The following is a 16946-nucleotide window of genomic DNA, read 5'->3' as shown; positions in this document are numbered from 1 at the left end:
GCCTTGCGCGTCCTGCTCTGGTACTGGGGCCGGCGTGGCGGCGGGGCGCAGTTCGCGCTCTGTCTGGCGCGCGGGCTGATGGTGCGGCCGGATGTGTCGCTGGCGCTCTCGGTGTCGCGGGAAGGCGACCTGATCCGGGAATTCCAGGCCCTTGGCCCGTCCTGCGATGCCGTCGCCACCTACCGCGGCCTGCCGGGCTTCGTGCTGGGCTTCGCCCGCGTGCCGCGGCTGGCGCGGCGGCTGGTGCGGCAGGCGCAGCGGTTCGGGGCGGATGTGGTTGTCTCCGCCATGCCGCATCTCTGGACGCCGCTGGTGGCGCCGGCGCTGCAGCGGGCCGGGATCGCCTATGTTCCCATCCTGCACGACGCCACGCCGCATCCCGGCGACCCCGCCTTTGCCTGGAACTGGGGTCTGCGGCGGGACCTGGCGGCGGCGCGCGGCGCTGTGGTGCTGTCCGGCGCCGTGGAGGCCGCCATCCGCGCCCGGGCACCGGGGCTGCCGCTGTTCCGCCTGCCGCTGGGGGCGCATCTGCCGGGCGAGCCGCCGGCCGCTGCCAGGCCGGCGCATGACTTCCTCTTCTTCGGCCGCATCCGTGCCTACAAGGGCCTGGACCTGTTGCGGGACGCGCTGCGCATCCTGCACCGCAGCCACCCCGATGCCACGCTGCGGGTGGTGGGGCAGGGGGATATCGAGGCCGCCGCTCCCGGCCTTTCCGCCCTGCCGGGCGTGACGGTGGAGCCGCGCTGGGTGGGGGATGACGAGATCCCCGCCCTGGTTGGCTCCGCCCATGCGGTGGTGCTGCCTTACCGGGAAGCCAGCCAGTCCGGCGTGCTGCCCATTGCCCTGGCCTGCGGCGTGCCGGTGGTGGCGACGCCGGTGGGTGGATTGTCGGAACAGGTGCGGGATGGCGATACCGGCCTGCTGGCTGATGCCGCCACGCCCGAGGCACTGGCCGCGGCCATGGCCCGCATCATGGACCCGGCCTTGCAAGCCCGGCTAGCCGCCGGCGCCTTGCGGCATGGCGAGGCGCTGATGGACTGGGACGCCCAGGCCGCCACGCTGCTGGATGGCATCCGCCCCTGGCTGCACCCCGCCAGGAGGCCGGAGGCATGATCCGCCGCATCTGGACGCTGTTGCCGCGCAAGCTGCGGCGGGAAGCACTCTTCGGTGCCATGGCGGCCCTGGCCCCGCGCATCGACCGGCCGGAGCCGGACGGGCAGGGGGTGCTGGCGGTGGCGGGCTATTTCAGCGCCGCCACCGGCCTCGGCGCCGCCACCCGCCGCCTGGCAGCCGGGCTGCGCGAAGCCGGGCTGGCGCCGCATGAGGCCGACCTGACCGGCCCGCTGCGCCAGCGCGCCGGGCCGGAAGGCGCCCGCCCGCTGCAGCCGGTGCCGGAAGGGCCGGGCACGCTGCTGGTGCATGTGAATGGCCCGATGCTGCCCTGGGCGCTGAAGGTGCTGGGCAAGCGGGCGGTGGCGGGCAAGCGCGTGGTCGCCGTCTGGAACTGGGAACTGCCGCTGCTGCCGGCGGACTGGCACCGGGGCTTCCGCTGCTGCCACGAGATCTGGGTCGGCACCGCATTCGTCGCCGAGGCCTGCCGCGCCGCCCCCGGCTGCCCGCCGGTGCGGGTGGTGCCCTATCCCATCCTGCCGCGCCCGGCGCCCGCCGCCATGACGCGCGCCGATTTCGGCCTGCCGGAGGAGGCCTTCGTCACCCTGACGGTGTTTGACGCCACTTCCTCCCTGGCGCGCAAGAACCCGCTGGGAGCGATCGAGGCGCATCGCCGCGCCTTCGGGGACCGGCCGGACCGCATCCTGGTCATCAAGACCCATGCCACCGCCGATGCCGGGCCGGGCTGGGCGAAGGTCGCCGCCGCGGCTGCCGCGCGCCCGAATGTGCGGGTGATGGAGCAGCATCTCTCCCGCCCCGCCCTCTGGGCCCTGATGGCGACGGCGGATTGCCTGCTCTCGCTGCACCGGGCGGAAGGCTATGGCTTCGCCATGGCGGAGGCCATGGTACTGGGCCGCCCGGTGGTGGCCACCGGCTGGTCCGGCAACCTGGACTTCATGCACGGGCCGGATGCCGTGCTGGTGCCCTGCAGCCTGGTGCCGGCCGAGGACCCGCAGGAGATCTACGATATCCCCGGCGCCCGCTGGGCCGAGCCCGATCTCGACGCCGCCGCCGCCGCGCTCCAGGCTCTCGCGGAACGGCCCCGGAACCGCTATCCCGTGCCGGTGGACTTTTCGCTGCCGGCTTATCGCTCACTGCTTCGGCAAGGCAAAAACACGCCTGAAGGTCTGGCCCAGGCTGGACTGCCTCGTTAAGAAACCCTGCCCTTGTAAAGTCGGGACCCGCTGACATGCCTCGCGCTTTGATTACCGGTATCACCGGCCAGGATGGTGCCTATCTTTCCCAGCTGCTGCTCAGCAAGGGATACGAGGTCTTCGGCCTGCTGCGCCGCTCCGCCTCCTCCGAAGTGATCGATTCCCGCCTGCGCTGGCTGGGCATCGCCGGCAAGGTCACGATGCTGGACGGCAACCTGACCGACCTCTCCTCGCTGCTGCGGGTGCTGGAAGAGGCGAAGCCGGACGAGGTCTACAACCTCGGCGCCCAGAGCTTTGTGAAGACCTCCTGGACCCAGCCGCTGCTGACCGGCAGCGTCACGGCGCTGGGCGTCGGCAACATGCTGGAAGCGGTGCGGCTGGTGGCGCCCAAAGCGCGCTTCTACCAGGCCTCCTCCTCCGAGATGTACGGGCTGATCCAGGAGCCCATCCAGGACGAGAAGACCCCCTTCTACCCCCGCAGCCCCTATGCGGTGGCGAAGCTCTACGGCCATTGGATGACGGTGAACTACCGCGAATCCTTCGGCCTGCATGCCTCCTCCGGCATTCTGTTCAACCACGAGAGCCCGCTGCGCGGCCTGGAATTCGTGACCCGCAAGATCACGGACGGCGTGGCGCGCATCAAGCTGGGCCTGGCCGATGAGCTGCCGCTGGGCAACCTGGACGCCAAGCGCGACTGGGGCCATGCGCGGGACTATGTCCAGGCGATGTGGCTGATGCTGCAGCAGGAGGTGCCGGACGATTACGTCGTCGCCACCAACCGCACCACCACGGTCCGCGAGTTCTGCCGCATCGCCTTCGCGCATGCCGGCCTGGACTACGAGAAGCACGTGACGGTGAACCCCGCCTTCCTGCGCCCCGCCGAGGTTGAGGTGCTGCACGGCAACCCTGCCAAGGCCGAGGCGAAGCTGGGCTGGAAGCCCGAGACCTCGCTGGAGCAGATGGTGCAGGAAATGGTGGACGCCGATATCAAGCGGCACCAGGCGCGGATCGCGGCCGCCTGACCATGGCCCTTGCGCCACAGCGTATCCTCGTAACGGGGGCGACCGGCTTTGTCGGCCGCCACCTGCTGCCCCGGCTGCGGCAGGAATTCCCTGGCGCCGCGCTGCTGGCCACCGGCCGGACCGGCGTGCCGGAAGCCCTGCCGGAGGGGCTGCGGGCCGATGCCCTGCTGCCGCTCGACCTCGAGCGGCCGGAGGACATGGATGCGCTGGTGCGGGATGCCGCGCCGGATGCCGTGGTGCATCTGGCGGCCCAGGCCGCGGTGGGCGAATCCTTCGCCCATCCCGGCCGCACCTGGCGGATGAACCTGCTGGGCACCATCGGCCTGGCCGAGGCCGCCATGCGCCACGCGCCGCAGGCGCCGTTTCTCTTCATCTCCTCGGCCGAGGTCTATGGCCTCTCCTTCCGCGACATCGAAACGCCGCTGACGGAGCTGGCGCCGATGCAGCCGGCCAACCCCTATGCCGCCAGCAAGGCCGCCTGCGACATCGCGCTCGGCGAGATGGCGCTGCGCGGGCTGCGCTGCCTGCGGATGCGCCCTTCCAACCATGCCGGGGCGGGGCAGTCGGAGAATTTCGTGATCTCCGCCTTCGCGCGGCAGATCGCCCGCATCGAGGCCGGCCTGCAGGAGCCGGTGATGCGGGTCGGCGCGCTCGACCGCTGGCGCGACTTCCTGGATGTGCGCGATGTCTGCGCCGCCTATGCCCTGGTGCTGCGGGCGGCGCCGGAACTGCCCGCAGGCAGTGTCTTCAACGTGGCCTCAGGCACGTCGCGCCGCATCGGCGACATTCTGGCGGCGCTGCTGCGCCGCAGCCGCGTCGCCGTGCGGGTGGAGGAGGATGCCGCCCGCCTGCGCCCCACCGATGTGCTGCGCACCGCCGGCGATGCCACCCGCCTGCGCGAGGCCCTCGGCTGGCGGCCCGGGACCAGCTGGGACGAGACGCTGGACACCGTGCTGGCTGATTGGCGCGCCCGCGTCGCCGCGGGCGCCGCCTGATCAGCGCGCCGGGGCGTCCACCGGCACGGCGGTGACGCTGTTATAGGGCGAGCCGTCGATGATCTTGGTGCTGGTGATCAGATAGACCAGCACGCGCTTCTCCTCGTCGATGATGCGCGTCACCGTCAGCGCCTTGAACAGCGCCGAGGCGGATTGCCGGAAGACCGACTCGTTCTTGGGGATGCCGCTGGGCATGGCCACCGGCCCCGTCGCGCGGCAGGCCAGGCTGAAGCGCGAGGGGTCCTCCGCCAGCCCCACCCAGCCCGACAGCCCGCCGGTATCGGCGCGGGAGACGTAGCAGGAGACATTGGGCACGCGCGGGTCGTCGTAGCGCTCCACCACCACCTTGTCGTTGGGGCCGACCATGCGGAAGGTGGTGCTGACCTCGCCCACGCGGGTCTGGGCCCGGGCGCCCGGGATGGCAAAGGGCAGGGCAAGGGCGGCCGCGAGCAGGCCGTGGATGATACGCATGGTGGTTTCTCCAGCTTCGGTGCCAGAGATGAGGGCGGAAGCGCCGCCGCGCAATCCGCCGCTCAGCGCCAGGCGGCAGCGAGGCCCGGCAGCGCCTGCGCCAGGGCATGCAGCGCGAAGCCGATGAAGATCAGCCCCGAGGCGCGGTTGATCCAGACCTCGTGCCGCCGGTAGAGCCGCCGCATCGGCGCCATGCCGCAGAACAGCACCAAGATGCCATAGGCCAGGAAGGACCCCGCCACCGCCGCCAGCACCAGTGCCGGCAGCAGCCCCCAGTGCAGCAGGGACGAGCGGCTGCTGAGCAGGGCGGTGAAGGTGGCGACGGCGACCGGATAGCCCTTGGGATTGGTCAGGCCGAAGGCGAGGCCGCGCAGCAGCGGGCGCGGGATGGCCGGCGCCGCGCCCTCGGCGCGCGGCCGGGCCCGCAGCGCGCCCCAGCCCAGCCAGAAGAGATAGGCGCCGCAGACCAGCCCCAGCAGGTCGAAGACCAGCGTGCCGATGGTCTGCGCGCCCAGGATGGCCACCAGCGCCAGCAGCGCCCAGAGTGCATCCCCCGCCAGCAGGCCACTGACGAAGCGTGTCGCGGCGCCGCGCCCGCGGTCGGCGGAAAGCCCCAGCAGGGCCAGCACCGCCGGCCCCGGGGAGATTCCGTAGATGAAGCCGGCCAGCCCGGCGGCGGCCAGCAGTTCCGGCATCAGGCGCGGGGGGCGTTCTCGCCCACGCGCGAAGGCGCGTTCTCGCCCAGATCCCAGAAGAGCCCGGCCATCATGGCGAGCCCTTCGCGCACCACCGGCACCAGCAGGTGCTCGTCCGGCGCGTGCTGGGAGCAGGCGGCATAGGAATGCGGCACCCAGAGCGTCGGCAGGCCCAGGATATCGGCGAAGACATGGTTGGGCAGACTGCCGCCCAGGTTGGGCAGGATGGTCGGCGCGCGGCCCAGCGTCTGCTTCACCGAACCCACGGCCCAGCGCACCCAGGGCGAATCGGGGTCGAGCCGCGTGGCGGGCGCCGCTTCCCGGTCGCTTTCCACGATCTGCACCATGCCGAAGCCATGCGCGTCCAGATGCGCCCGGATGGCCGGGACGATGTTGGCGGCATCGGTGCCGACGACGTAGCGCAGCTGCACGGTGGCCTTGGCGAAGGCCGGCACCGCATTCATCGGCGCATCGGCATTGCCGGCGCCCAGCGCCAGCACTTCCAGCGTGTTCCAGCCAAAGAGGCGCTCGGCGGGCGTCAGGCCCTCGGCGCCCCAGTCCGCGTCGATCTCGGGGTCGGTCTCGCCGCCGCCGACCTTCAGGGTGGCCAACGCGGCGCGGACGCTGTTGGGGATGGGCGGCGGCAGCAGCCCTTCCACCTTCAGCCGGCCGTTGCCGTCCACCATGGAGGCGATGGCATTGGCCATCACCGTGCCCGGGTTCAGGATGACGCCGCCCCAGTTGCCGGAATGATGCGCGCGGTCCCGCGCCCGCAGTTCCAGCCCCACGTTGAAGGCGCCGCGCGAGCCCAGGAAGATGGTGGGCGTATCCGCCGCCAGGCGCGGGCCGTCGGAGGCGATCAGCACATCGGCGCGCAGGTCCTCCTTGCGCGCCGCGCAGATGGCGGCGAGGCCGGGGGAGCCGGATTCCTCGCCCATCTCCAGCAGCACGGTGGTGTTGAAGCCGAGCCTGCCGCCGCGTGTCCGCAGCACCTCGCCCAACGCGGCCAGGTTGATGCTGTGCTGGCCCTTGTTGTCGGCGGTGCCGCGCCCGTACCAGCGCTCGCCTTCCTCGACGATCTCCCAGGGGGAGAGGCCCTCGCGCCACAGCGCGTCCTGGCCATGCACCACGTCGCCATGGCCGTAGATCAGCACGGTCGGCAGCGCCGCGTCCTCGACCCGCTTGGCGATCAGGAAGGGACCGCGGTTGGGCACGGTATTGGGCACGATCTCGGTGCCGAAGCCCATCTCCCGCAGCAGCGGCACCATCTCATCCGTGAGGTAGGCGTCCAGCGCGGCGGCGCTGGCGGGGTTCTGGCTCTCGCTGCGGAAGGCGACGCGGCGGGCGAGGTCGGTGCGGAAGGTTCCGTTTTCCAGCAGGGCAAGGCTGCCCTGGATCGCGGCGTCGCGGCTCATGCTGTGGTGCTCCGGCGAAAAGATGCCCGCATGGCTGCCACGGCCAAGCCGCCGGGGCAACCGGGGGGCAGCTCATTCGGCGGGCACGGTGGCCCAGAGTTCCGGCTGCAGCTCCTCCTTGCGGTCCGGGAAGGCCAGGGCGCAGAGCAGGATCACGGCGGAAAAGACCGACAGCACCAGCAGGGTCGCACCCAGGTTGCCGGTGGCGTCGTGCAGCAGGCCCACCGCAGGCGGCGCGGCGGCGGCGCCGATGAAGGCGATGAAGAAGCGGATGGAATAGAGCTTCGCCCGCAGGGCCGGGGCGATGTAGCGGGCGGTCATGGTCTCGTTCACCGTGACCTGGCCGAAGATGGAGGCCGCCAGCCCCGCCGCGATCGGCAGCACCCACCAGCCGCCCACGAAGGACAGCAGCAGCATCAGCGGCATCTGCACCACCGCCATGGGCAGGAACACGCGGCGCAGCGTCAGCCGGTCGATCATCCGCCCCACGGTGAACTGCGTCGCGGCACCGCCCAGCGTGACCACGAAGGCCAGCGCGCCGATCACCGGCAGCAGCCCGGCGCTGCCGGACAGCCGTTCCTCCAGCAGCTTGGGCAGCAGCAGGGTGAAGGCGTTGAACACGAAGCCCGAGGCCGCGGCGATGCCCAGCAGCACCACGACGGCCCGGCGCACCAGCGCGCGCGGAATGGGCGGGAAGGGGCGGTTGCTCCTGGCGCCGCCGCCTTCCGCCTGGCCTTGCCGCAGGTAGAGCAGCCCGGCGGCGAAGCAGAGCAGCCCCGGCACCATGAAGGCGGCACGCCAGCCCGCCCCCTGCACCAGCAGGGCGGTGAAGATGGGCGCGGCGGCGACGCCCAGGTTGCCGCAGGCGCCATTGACGCCGACCGAGCGCCCGACCTTGTCGCCGGCCGCTTCCACCAGCATGGCGGTGCCGATGGGGTGGTAGATGGCGGTGAAGCCCCCCATGGCCGCCAGCGCCACGGCCAGCAGCAGCGGCGAGGAGACCATGCCCGCGCCCGCCATGCAGACCCCGGTGCCGAGAAAGAAGATCACCATCAGCCGACGCCGCCCGACCCGGTCGGCCAGCCAGCCCATGGGCAGGGTGAGGAGGCCATAGACCACGAACATGGCGGTGCCGAGCGCCAGCAGCGGCCCGTATTCGGTGCCGAAGCCGGTGCCCGGCGCCCCCAGCATGCCCAGCACGGCGGTGGCCAGGATCAGCTGGCTGTAATGCGTGGCGCCATGGGCGAAGTTGATGAAGGCGATCTGGCGCGTGGCGACGGTGGGGCGGGCCATGTCTGGCTCCTGCGGCTGGTCGTTTCGCCGCCAGCCTAGACCCGCCCGGCGCCGCTGTCCGCCCCCGATCGTGTCACAGGGCCATCTGGCGTGCTAAGGCCAGGATCCCATGCTGCAGATCAATGCCCGCCTCGCCATCCCGGAGGAAGAGCTGCGCGAGAGCTTCGTGCGCGCCTCCGGCCCTGGCGGCCAGAATGTCAACAAGGTCTCCAGCGCCGTGCGGCTGTTCTTTGACGTGGCCGCCTCTCCCAGCCTGCCGGAGCCGGTGAAGCAGCGGCTGGCGCGGCTGGCCGGGCGGCGGCTGGGCAATGACGGGGTGCTGGTGATCGCGGCGCAGCGTTTCCGCTCGCTGGAGCAGAACCGGCAGGACGCGCGGGAGCGGCTGCTGGAGATGCTGCGGGAAGCCGCTGTGCCGCCGGTGCCGCGCATCGCCACCCGAGTCTCGCGCAACCAGAAGCGCAAGCGGGTGGAGGAGAAGCGGCATGCGGCCGGCGTGAAGCGGCTGCGCGGCCGCCCGGCTGGCGAGGATTGAGCCGCGCACAAATGCGGGAGCATGGCCGTCCCCGGCAGGATTGGTAATGCCAGGGAATGATTCGGACTCATAACAGAAGTGGAACGACAGGAAAGGCGCCCTCGATGTCCGCTTCCACGCCAAGCTGGACCCCAGGCTGGGTGCAGCAGTTCAAGTCCTTCATCACGCGCGGCAATGTTGTCGACCTCGCGGTCGGCATCATCATCGGCGCCGCCTTTACCTCCATCGTCTCCGCGCTGGTGGAGGATATCCTGAACCCGCTGATCGGCCTGCTGGTCGGCGGCGTCGACTTCTCCAACATCTTCGTGGTGGTGAAGGGGGAGCGGCTGCCGACGCTGGAGGCCACCCGCAATGCCGGTTCCGTGGTGCTGGGCATCGGCGTCTTCCTCAACGCCTGCATCAAGTTCCTGATCGTGGCCTTCGCCGTCTTCTGGGTGGTCCAGCTGATGACGCGCTTCAACCTGCGTGCGGAGGCCGAGAAGAAGGCAGCGGGCCCCACGCCCACCGAGGTGCTGCTGGCCGAGATCCGCGACGAGCTGCGCCGCCGGCCACTCTAGGGCCAGAAGGCCCCGGCACCCAGCCGGCGCCCGCGTCAGGCAGAATTCCAGGATAGCGGCCGGCGCACCTGCGCCATTCAGGCGCCGCGTCGCAGGCCGGGCGGCTCAGACGGCCGGCTGCGGCTGCGGCGGTGCGACGCCCATGCCGGCCAACACCTCGTCCACCGGCCCATCGGCCACGATGCGCCCGGCATTCAGCCGGATGGCGCGGGTGCACCAGCGGCGGACGATGTCGAAGTCATGGCTGGCGATGATCAGGATATCGGCGTTGTTGACCAGCGAGACCAGGCGGTTCTCGGCCTTCTGCATGAAGTCGGCATCGCCGGCCAGGAACCACTCGTCCATCAGCAGGATCTGCGGCGCGATGGCGGTGGCCATCGCGAAGGCCAGGCGCACCGACATGCCGGCGGAATAGCCGCGGGTCGGCACGTCCAGGAACTCGCCCAGGCCGGAGAATTCGGCGACATCCTCCTCCAGGGCCGCGATGGAGGCATCGTCCATGCCGCGGTAGAGGCCGCGCAGGCGGATATTCTCCCGCCCAGTGCTGTCACTGTCCATGCCGGCGCCGGGGTCGATCAGCGAGCCGATCTCGCCCTGCACCGTCAGCTCGCCGCCCACCGGCTCATAGATGCCGGCGATGGTGCGGAGCAGGGTGGTCTTGCCGGCGCCGTTGCTGCCGACCAGCGCCACCCGCTCCCCCCGCTGGATGGAGAAGTTGAGGTCGCGCAGGGCGGAGACCACGACGCGGTTGGATTCATCCGTCCGCACCCGGATGGCCGCCTTGGAGAGCAGCCGCTTCTTCAGGCTGCGGGCGCCCAGGTGATACAGCGGGAACTCGATGCTGAGCCCTTCCGCGACGATGCTTGCCATGTGATCAGACCCAGAAGGCGACGCGCGAGCGGAAGCGGACAAAGAAGGCGGCGGCGATGCCGCAATGGATGGCGGTGTAGAGCAGCGCCATGCCCCAGACCGTCAGGCTGACGCCCCCTTCCACCAGCGGGCCGCGGATCACCTCCAGCATCGGGTAGAAGGGGTTCAGCAGCAGCACCGAGGGGTTCGAGAGCAGGTCGGCCTTCCAGATCACCGGCGTCATGAAGAAGGCCAGCTGCATGATGTTGGTGACGATCTGGCCGATGTCGCGGAAGCGGGCGCAGACCATGCCAAGGAAGAGGCTGGCCGCCAGGGAGTTGATGCCGAGCAGCACCAGCCCCGGCAGCGCCAGCAGCGCCTCCAGCCCCGGCCAGTGGCCCATGGCGGCGAAGACAACCAGGATCAGCGGCAGACTATGGGCGGCGGACAGGCCGTTGCGGAAGACGCTGCGCAGCGCATGCGTGGTGAGAGGCAGCGGCAGCTGCCGGATCACGCCTTCCGCGCTGGTCAGGCAGCTGGTGGCATCCGGCACCATGGCCGCGATGGTGTTCCAGACGATCAGGCTGACCGCCAGATGCGGCAGGTAGAGCGTGATGTCCTGCCGCAGCAGCTGCGAATACAGCAGCCCCAGGCCCACCACCATGACGGCGGTGGAGAGCGTGACCCAGAAGGGCCCGATGACGGAGCCGCGATAGCGGTTGCGGAGGTCCAGCCGCGCCAGCGCCCAGGCCAGCCGCCAGGAGGCGAAGCCGGTGGCGAGGTCGGCCATGGCCCGGCCCCCGCGCTGCGGGTCCCGGGCATTGACGTGATAGGTGGGGAGGGCTGCGGTCTGCTGCATCACGGCGGCTCTATACAACGTGCGCCGCCCATGTCGCCAGCGCGCCCGCCGCGCCCCTGTCCTCAGCGATACACGACGCCGGAAGGCGTGTAGGTCGGAACGCCGGAGGGCGGCGGCGCGTAGTAGGTTGGCCCGCCCGGCCCTGCAGCGCCGGACTGGTAGGGCCGCGGCGGCGCGGCGGAGACAGGCGGCGCCGATCCGGCGGCGCGGCTGATGCGGGTGGTGTCGCCGCGGATGATCACAACACGGTCATTGTATTGCAGGTTCTCCTCGTTGGTCTGGACCACGGCGATGTCGCCGCCGTTGTCCTGCCGCACGAAGAACTCCACCGCCTGGCCGGTGGAGCTATTGCGTTCCACCGCATTGCCGAGGGCGCCGCCGATCACCGCGCCGCCGAGCCCGGCCAGCAGGTTGGAGCGCCAGTCGCCGCCGATGAAGCTGCCGGCGACGCCGCCCGCCACCGCGCCGGCGGCGGTGCCGACCCCGGGCTGGCCACCCTGCACCGTGACGGGCCGCAGCCCCACGATGGTGCCGTAGGAGACGGAGGCGGCACGCCCCACCGCATAAGGCGCATAGGTGGTGTTGGTATAGACCGGCGCGCAGGCGGCCAGCCCGCCCAGCACCAGCAGGCTGGCGGCGACTCGGCTGAAGCGGGTGGTGGCCCGGCGGGGCGTCTCGGTGGTCATCGAAAGGCTCCTTTTGCCCGGAAGCGTGCCGCGCACCGGCCCGACGGCCCCGGGTCTGATCTGCGGAGTTGGAGGCGCGGCGGCCGATTGTCCAGATGCCCGCGGGTGCCGCCACAATGCCGCCACGAAGCCGCCGCCAAGCCCAAGGCGGGTGCCATGTTGCGCCACGATTGCAGGCTTGCGCCTGTCAGTAACCTCATGTACCCCGTAAGCCGTTGACGTTCCGCCGATCCTGGCAGGGACGCCGGTAAGCCCGGCTTTGTCGCGTGGGGGCGCGGCGGGGCCGCCTTGCCCGGGATGGGGGGATCCTTCCGGGCACGGAGCCGCAGTCCGGCGGACCGTTTATTCTGACGGAGAACAGGGGATGACTCCGTTCCAGTTCCGCCCAAGCCGCAGCCATGCACGCGCTGCGGCCACAATGGGGGTTCTTGCTCTTCTTGCCGCTTGCGGCTCCAGCGAACAGGCCCAGCGGCCGGTCACGGCCAAGGCCGCGGCCCAGGCCGCGGCCTATCCGCAGCCCAGCAGCTACGATCCGCCTGGCTCGTCCAGCGATCCATGGGGCCCGTACATCAAGGAAGCGTCCAAGCGCTTCGATGTGCCGGAGCGGTGGATCCGCGAGGTCATGCGCCAGGAAAGCGGCGGCCGCGCCACGGCCCGCAGCCCGGTGGGCGCCATGGGCCTGATGCAGGTGATGCCCGGCACTTACGCCGAGCTGCGCGCCCGCTACGGCTTCGGCGACGATCCGTACCACCCGTGGAACAGCATCATGGCCGGCACGGCCTATGTGCGGGAGATGTACGAGCTTTACGGCAGCCCGGGCTTCCTGGCCGCCTATAACGCGGGCCCGCGCCGGCTGGAGGATTACCTCTGGTCCAGCAAGGGCCTGCCGGCCGAGACGCGCAACTACGTGGCGCGAATCGGGCCCCGGATCATCGACGCGCATCCGAGCCGCCGCGCGGCGCCGGAGGTCTATGCGGCCGCCGAGATCCCGTTGAACATCCCGGCCGGCCCGCGCCGTGGCGACACCGCCACCATGCTGGCGCTGCGTGAGCAGCGGAACGCCGTGGACCCGGGCATCCGCGTCGCCAGCCTGCCGCCGGGACCGGTCACGCGCATGGAGCCGATCCCGGACGGCTCGACCTATGCCTCCGCGCCGGTGCAGGTGGCCAGCCTGTCCAATGTCGTGTCCCGCATGGACCCGATCCCGGACGGCTCCACCTACAACAACACGCCCACCAACGTGGTGGCGCGGATGGACCCCATTCCCGACGGTTCCACCTACGCGAGCGCCGAGCCGACTGGGCCGGTCACGCGCATGGAGCCGATCCCGGATGGTTCCACCTATGCCCGCACCGCCGATGTGCCGGCCCCGCCGCCGCCCGCGCCCAGCGCGCCGGTGGCCCTGGCCTCGCTGCCGGCGCCGCCGCGTGCGCCTTCCATGACGGGCTCGGCGCTCGCCGCCGCCGCTCCGGCGCCGCGTGGCAGCGCTTCCGGCTCCGCCGCCTCCGCCCTGGCCTCGCTGCGCGCCAATGCCGCGGTGGCCGAGGCCCCGCGCGGCCCCGCCGCCCGTCCGACCAGCGAGCCCGTTCAGGTCGCCGAGGCGCCGCGCCCCTCCGGCTTCCGCCTGGTGGCCAGCGCCAATGCCGGCAGCCTGACGGGCAACTACCTGCGCCCGCCGTCCCAGGGCGGCACCGGTGGCGGCGTCTCGGCGCCGACCCCGGCCTCCATGCCGGCGGCGACCACCGGGCAATGGGCGGTGCAGGTCGGTGCCTTCGCCAGCGCCAACCTGGCCCGCACGGCCTCCGATGCAGCGCGCAGCCGCATCGGCGCACGCGGCGCCAGGACGGTGGTGGAACCCGTGGCCTCCGGCCGCGCCACCCTCTACCGCGCCCGCGTCGGCGGCCTGTCACATGACGCCGCGCAGTCAGCCTGCGAGAAGCTGCGGACGCAAGGTGCCTGCATCATCGTCTCGCCGGACGCGCAGGGGTAAGGAAAAGGCCGGGGGAAGGAATTCCCCCGGACCCCCATCTTCTTTTTTCGAGTGGGCTCCGGGGCTTGAGGCCCGAGGGTACCGCTTGTTTCCGTGAAATGGCCATTCAGGCCGGGGCCGCAGGCGCGGAGGTCCATGACCTCCGGCACGAAGCTGCGTGAAAGGGTGCCGCGGCAGGCGCACCCGAAAACCCGAAAAGAAAAAGAAGGGGGTCTGGGGGAATTCATTCCCCCAGCCTTGCTTCAGTCGACGGCCGTCCCGTCCGCCTTCAGCACTTCGCCCGCCAGATACAGGCTGCCGCAGATCAGCACGCGGCCGGGCGTGCCGCCAGCGGCGGCGATGGCCTTCAGGGCTTCGGCCACCTGCGGCCCGGGCTTCGCGACGCCGCCGGAGGCCGCGACGATCTCTTCCACCGACATCGCCAGATGCTGGCCGGGCTCGGCCACCGCCCAGAGCGACTCGGCGAGCGGCAGCAGCGGGCGCAGGAAGGCGTCCGATTCCTTGCCCTTCTTCATGCCGACGATGAGGTGGCGCGGCCGGTCGGCCCAGCCGGGCAGGTGGGCGGCCAGGGCCTGTCCGGCGCCGGCATTGTGGCCGCCATCCAGCCACAGCTCCCAATCCGGCGGCAGCAGCGCGGCCAGGGCGCCGTGTAGGCGCTGCAGGCGGGCGGGCCAGGTGGCGGTGGAAAGGCCGGCGGCGATGGCGGCGTCGCTCAGCCAGGCGGGTTCCCAGGCGCGCAGGGCGGCGATGGCGATGCCGGCATTCTCCGCCTGATGCGGACCGGGCAGGGCCGGCGCCGGCAGGTGCAGCACCCCGCCCGGGTCGGCGTAGCGCAGCCCTTCCTCGGTCAGGTTCGCGGTCCAGGGGCCGCCGCGCTCATAAAGGGGCGCGCCCTGGGCGGCGGCCTCGGCCTCGATCACGGCCATGGCTTCCGGCGCCTGCTGGCCGGTCACCACGGGCACGCCGGGCTTGATGATGCCGGCCTTCTCCCCCGCGATGGCGGCCAGGCTGTCGCCCAGGAAGTCCATGTGGTCCATGGAGATGCTGGTGATGGCGCAGGCCACGGGGCGGTCCACCACATTGGTGGCGTCGTAGCGGCCGCCGAGCCCGACCTCCAGCACCAGCAGGTCGGCCGGGGTGCGGCTGAAGAGCAGGATGCCGACGGCCGTGGTCACCTCGAAGACCGTGATGGGCTGGCCGGCATTGACGGCCTCCACCTCTTCCAGCGCCGCCGCCAGGGCTTCTTCCGTCACCAGCTGGCCGGCGAGGCGGAAGCGCTCATGGAAGCGCACCAGGTGGGGTGAGGTATAGACATGCACCCGCTGTCCCGCCGCTTCCGCGATGGCGCGCAGGAAGGCGCAGACCGAGCCCTTGCCATTGGTGCCGGCGACATGGATCACCGGCGGCAGGTTCCGCTCCGGGTGGCCGAGGTCGGCCAGCAGGCGTTGCAGCCGGTCCAGGCTGAGGTCGATCAGCTTCGGGTGCAGGCTGTGCAGCCGGTCGATGATGGCTTCCGAGCGGCCCATGGTCTGTCCGTTCAGGCGTTGGCGGCAGGCGGCAGGGCCGCTTCCGCGGCGGCTTCCTCGACGGCGGCCGGGCGCTTGTCGCGTAGCAGGGAGATCAGGCGCGCCAGGGAGGCGCGCATCTCGCCACGGTGCACCACCATGTCCAGGATGCCGTGTTCCAGCAGGTATTCCGCGCGCTGGAAGCCTTCGGGCAGCTTCTCCCGCACCGTCTGCTCGATGACGCGGGCGCCGGCGAAGCCGATCAGCGCATTGGGCTCGGCGATATGGATGTCGCCCAGCATGGCGAAGGAGGCGGTGACGCCGCCGGTGGTCGGGTCCGCCATCACCACGATGAAGGGCAGGCCGGCTTCCTTGACCATCTGCGTCGCGATCACGGTGCGCGGCATCTGCATCAGGCTGACGGCGCCTTCCTGCATGCGCGCGCCGCCCGAGGCGGTGAAGACGATCAGCGGCGCGTCCTGCAGCACGGCCAGCTTGGCGGCGGTGACGATGGCCTCGCCCACGCCGGCGCCCATGGAGCCGCCCATGAAGCCGAATTCGAAGGCCGCCACCACGGCGCGGTGGCCGTCGATGGCGCCATGGGCCACCACCACGGCGTCGTCCATGCCGGATTTCGCCTGGGCTTCCTTCAGCCGGTCGGCATATTTACGCTGGTCGCGGAAGCGCAGCGGGTCAGCCGGCGCGCGGGGCAGCTCGATGCGCTGGAAGCCTTCATCCAGCGTGTATTCGATGCGGCGGGCGGCGGCGATGCGCATGTGGTGGCCGCAATGCGTGCAGACATGCAGGCTGCGCTCCAGATCCTTGTGGAAGATCATCTGGTTGCAGGCCGGGCACTGGTGCCAGAGGTTGTCCGGCACTTCCTTGCGGCCGAGCCAGGTCTGGATCTTCGGCAGCGCCCATTCGCTGATCCAGTTCATGGCAAGCATCCTTCCTGTGGCACCGCGCCTACAGCATGGCGCGCGGCGTGGTAGGACCAGCACGGGGCAAATGGCAAGAGCGCGCTTTCAGCCAGGCCGCAACTCCACCCCGAAGCGGGCGCGGAAGCCCTGCTCCCCGGCCGGGGTGATCAGCAGCGCGCGGGTGCCTTCCCGCCGCCGCACCCAGCCCATGTCCATGCAGCGGGCGCAGAGCGCAGCGCCGATGATGCCGGCCAGATGCGGGCGCCGCTCGCTCCAGTCCAGGCAGGGGCGGCAGAGCAGGCGGCGGGAGGGCTTTGCCTCCACCCCCAGCCCATGCAGGAATTCGGTGCCGGAGGCGGTGACCTCCGCCCCATCCCCTTCCAGCAGCAGGTGGCCGCGCGCCACCAGCGAATCGGCGATGGCGACCGCCAGCCGCCCGGCCAGGTGGTCGTAGCAGGTGCGGGCCTGCCGCAGCGCCACATCGCGCGGGCCGGTGGCGGGGGCAGGGCGGGGGGTGCCGGCCAGGGCCATCAGCCCTTCCAGCATGGTGGCCACGGCCGGCGAGGCCAGCCGGTGGTAGCGGTGCCGCCCCTGCTTCTCGGGCAGGATCAGCCCGGCATCGGCCAGCCGGGCCAGATGGCCGCTGGCGGTCTGCGGCGCCACGCCGGCGATGCGCGCCAGTTCTGTGGCGGTCAGGGCCCGGCCATCCATCAGGGCGGCCAGCATATTGGCGCGGGCGGGGTCGCCGATGGCGGCGGCGGTGCCGGCCAGGGCGGCGGTGCTGACCATGGCGAGGGTTCTCCCGGCAACGAAGGCGCGCATCCTGCGCGGCG

General features: G+C 71.5%; 17 protein-coding genes. 7 read left to right on the top strand and 10 right to left on the bottom strand.

The features are described from left to right. The first annotated feature begins 3 nt into the window (after positions 1-3). The 4 genes from EBE87_RS00335 to EBE87_RS00320 are packed head-to-tail and all read left to right on the top strand — an operon-like array spanning position 4 to position 4341. Positions 4-1113, top strand: coding sequence for a glycosyltransferase family 4 protein (locus EBE87_RS00335; RefSeq protein ID WP_233553350.1), 1110 nt, complete (start codon positions 4-6; stop codon positions 1111-1113). Further along, positions 1110-2324 carry a glycosyltransferase gene (locus EBE87_RS00330; RefSeq protein ID WP_122139810.1) on the top strand — a complete coding sequence of 405 codons (1215 nt, stop codon included), beginning with the start codon at positions 1110-1112 and terminating at the stop codon, positions 2322-2324. The genes EBE87_RS00335 and EBE87_RS00330 overlap by 4 nt, the downstream gene beginning before the upstream one ends. A gap of 35 nt (positions 2325-2359) precedes the next feature. Further along, positions 2360-3346: a GDP-mannose 4,6-dehydratase gene (locus EBE87_RS00325; RefSeq protein WP_120641049.1), complete on the top strand. Its 987-nt coding sequence runs from the start codon at positions 2360-2362 to the stop codon at positions 3344-3346. A gap of 2 nt (positions 3347-3348) precedes the next feature. After that, a complete protein-coding gene (locus EBE87_RS00320) occupies positions 3349-4341 on the top strand; it encodes a GDP-mannose 4,6-dehydratase (protein ID WP_120641050.1) in 993 nt (330 codons plus the stop codon). On the opposite strand, the gene EBE87_RS00315 is transcribed toward EBE87_RS00320, so the two are convergent. From EBE87_RS00315 to EBE87_RS00300, 4 genes are all read right to left on the bottom strand, one after another. Then, positions 4342-4812, bottom strand: a complete 471-nt coding sequence (locus EBE87_RS00315; protein ID WP_120641051.1) for a CreA family protein — start codon at positions 4810-4812, stop codon at positions 4342-4344. It lies immediately after the preceding gene. Positions 4813-4874: 62 nt separating this feature from the next. Beyond that, positions 4875-5507, bottom strand: coding sequence for a LysE family translocator (locus EBE87_RS00310; protein WP_122139809.1), 633 nt, complete (start codon positions 5505-5507; stop codon positions 4875-4877). Further along, entirely contained in the window at positions 5507-6922 is a 1416-nt protein-coding gene (locus EBE87_RS00305) for a M20 family metallopeptidase (RefSeq protein ID WP_120640590.1), read from the bottom strand. Before EBE87_RS00305 ends, EBE87_RS00310 begins: the two co-directional genes overlap by 1 nt. A gap of 72 nt (positions 6923-6994) precedes the next feature. Continuing rightward, the gene (locus tag EBE87_RS00300) at positions 6995-8215 is read right to left on the bottom strand and encodes an MFS transporter (RefSeq protein ID WP_120640588.1); all 1221 of its coding nucleotides are present in this window, start codon (positions 8213-8215) and stop codon (positions 6995-6997) included. Positions 8216-8324: 109 nt separating this feature from the next. On the opposite strand from EBE87_RS00300, the gene arfB reads away from it, so the two are divergent. Then, positions 8325-8747 carry an alternative ribosome rescue aminoacyl-tRNA hydrolase ArfB gene (gene arfB / locus EBE87_RS00295; protein WP_120640587.1) on the top strand — a complete coding sequence of 141 codons (423 nt, stop codon included), beginning with the start codon at positions 8325-8327 and terminating at the stop codon, positions 8745-8747. A gap of 104 nt (positions 8748-8851) precedes the next feature. Beyond that, positions 8852-9304: a large-conductance mechanosensitive channel protein MscL gene (gene mscL / locus EBE87_RS00290; protein WP_120640586.1), complete on the top strand. Its 453-nt coding sequence runs from the start codon at positions 8852-8854 to the stop codon at positions 9302-9304. A gap of 105 nt (positions 9305-9409) precedes the next feature. On the opposite strand, the gene EBE87_RS00285 is transcribed toward mscL, so the two are convergent. The 3 genes from EBE87_RS00285 to EBE87_RS00275 form a co-directional block, all read right to left on the bottom strand. Further along, on the bottom strand, positions 9410-10174 hold the full coding sequence (locus EBE87_RS00285) for an ABC transporter ATP-binding protein (protein WP_120640585.1): 765 nt from the start codon (positions 10172-10174) through the stop codon (positions 9410-9412). Between the two features lie 4 nt (positions 10175-10178). Continuing rightward, positions 10179-11012, bottom strand: a complete 834-nt coding sequence (locus EBE87_RS00280; protein WP_120640584.1) for an ABC transporter permease — start codon at positions 11010-11012, stop codon at positions 10179-10181. Between the two features lie 62 nt (positions 11013-11074). Then, positions 11075-11698 (bottom strand): outer membrane lipoprotein, encoded by a 624-nt coding sequence (locus EBE87_RS00275; RefSeq protein WP_233553434.1) that lies wholly within the window; start codon positions 11696-11698, stop codon positions 11075-11077. 364 nt (positions 11699-12062) lie between these two features. On the opposite strand from EBE87_RS00275, the gene EBE87_RS00270 reads away from it, so the two are divergent. Then, positions 12063-13688, top strand: a complete 1626-nt coding sequence (locus EBE87_RS00270) for a lytic transglycosylase domain-containing protein (RefSeq protein ID WP_122139808.1) — start codon at positions 12063-12065, stop codon at positions 13686-13688. 242 nt (positions 13689-13930) lie between these two features. On the opposite strand, the gene EBE87_RS00265 is transcribed toward EBE87_RS00270, so the two are convergent. The 3 genes from EBE87_RS00265 to EBE87_RS00255 form a co-directional block, all read right to left on the bottom strand. Then, positions 13931-15214: a bifunctional folylpolyglutamate synthase/dihydrofolate synthase gene (locus EBE87_RS00265; protein WP_120641040.1), complete on the bottom strand. Its 1284-nt coding sequence runs from the start codon at positions 15212-15214 to the stop codon at positions 13931-13933. A gap of 11 nt (positions 15215-15225) precedes the next feature. Continuing rightward, on the bottom strand, positions 15226-16131 hold the full coding sequence (gene accD / locus EBE87_RS00260) for an acetyl-CoA carboxylase, carboxyltransferase subunit beta (RefSeq protein ID WP_120641039.1): 906 nt from the start codon (positions 16129-16131) through the stop codon (positions 15226-15228). A gap of 87 nt (positions 16132-16218) precedes the next feature. After that, positions 16219-16902: an ArsR/SmtB family transcription factor gene (locus EBE87_RS00255; RefSeq protein ID WP_120641038.1), complete on the bottom strand. Its 684-nt coding sequence runs from the start codon at positions 16900-16902 to the stop codon at positions 16219-16221. Positions 16903-16946: the final 44 nt, after the last annotated feature.

Source organism: Teichococcus wenyumeiae (genome assembly GCF_003696345.1).
GTDB lineage: Bacteria > Pseudomonadota > Alphaproteobacteria > Acetobacterales > Acetobacteraceae > Pseudoroseomonas > Pseudoroseomonas wenyumeiae.
The sequence above is the reverse complement of the archived record's forward strand: the minus strand, read 5'-3'. Positions and strand labels throughout refer to the sequence as shown.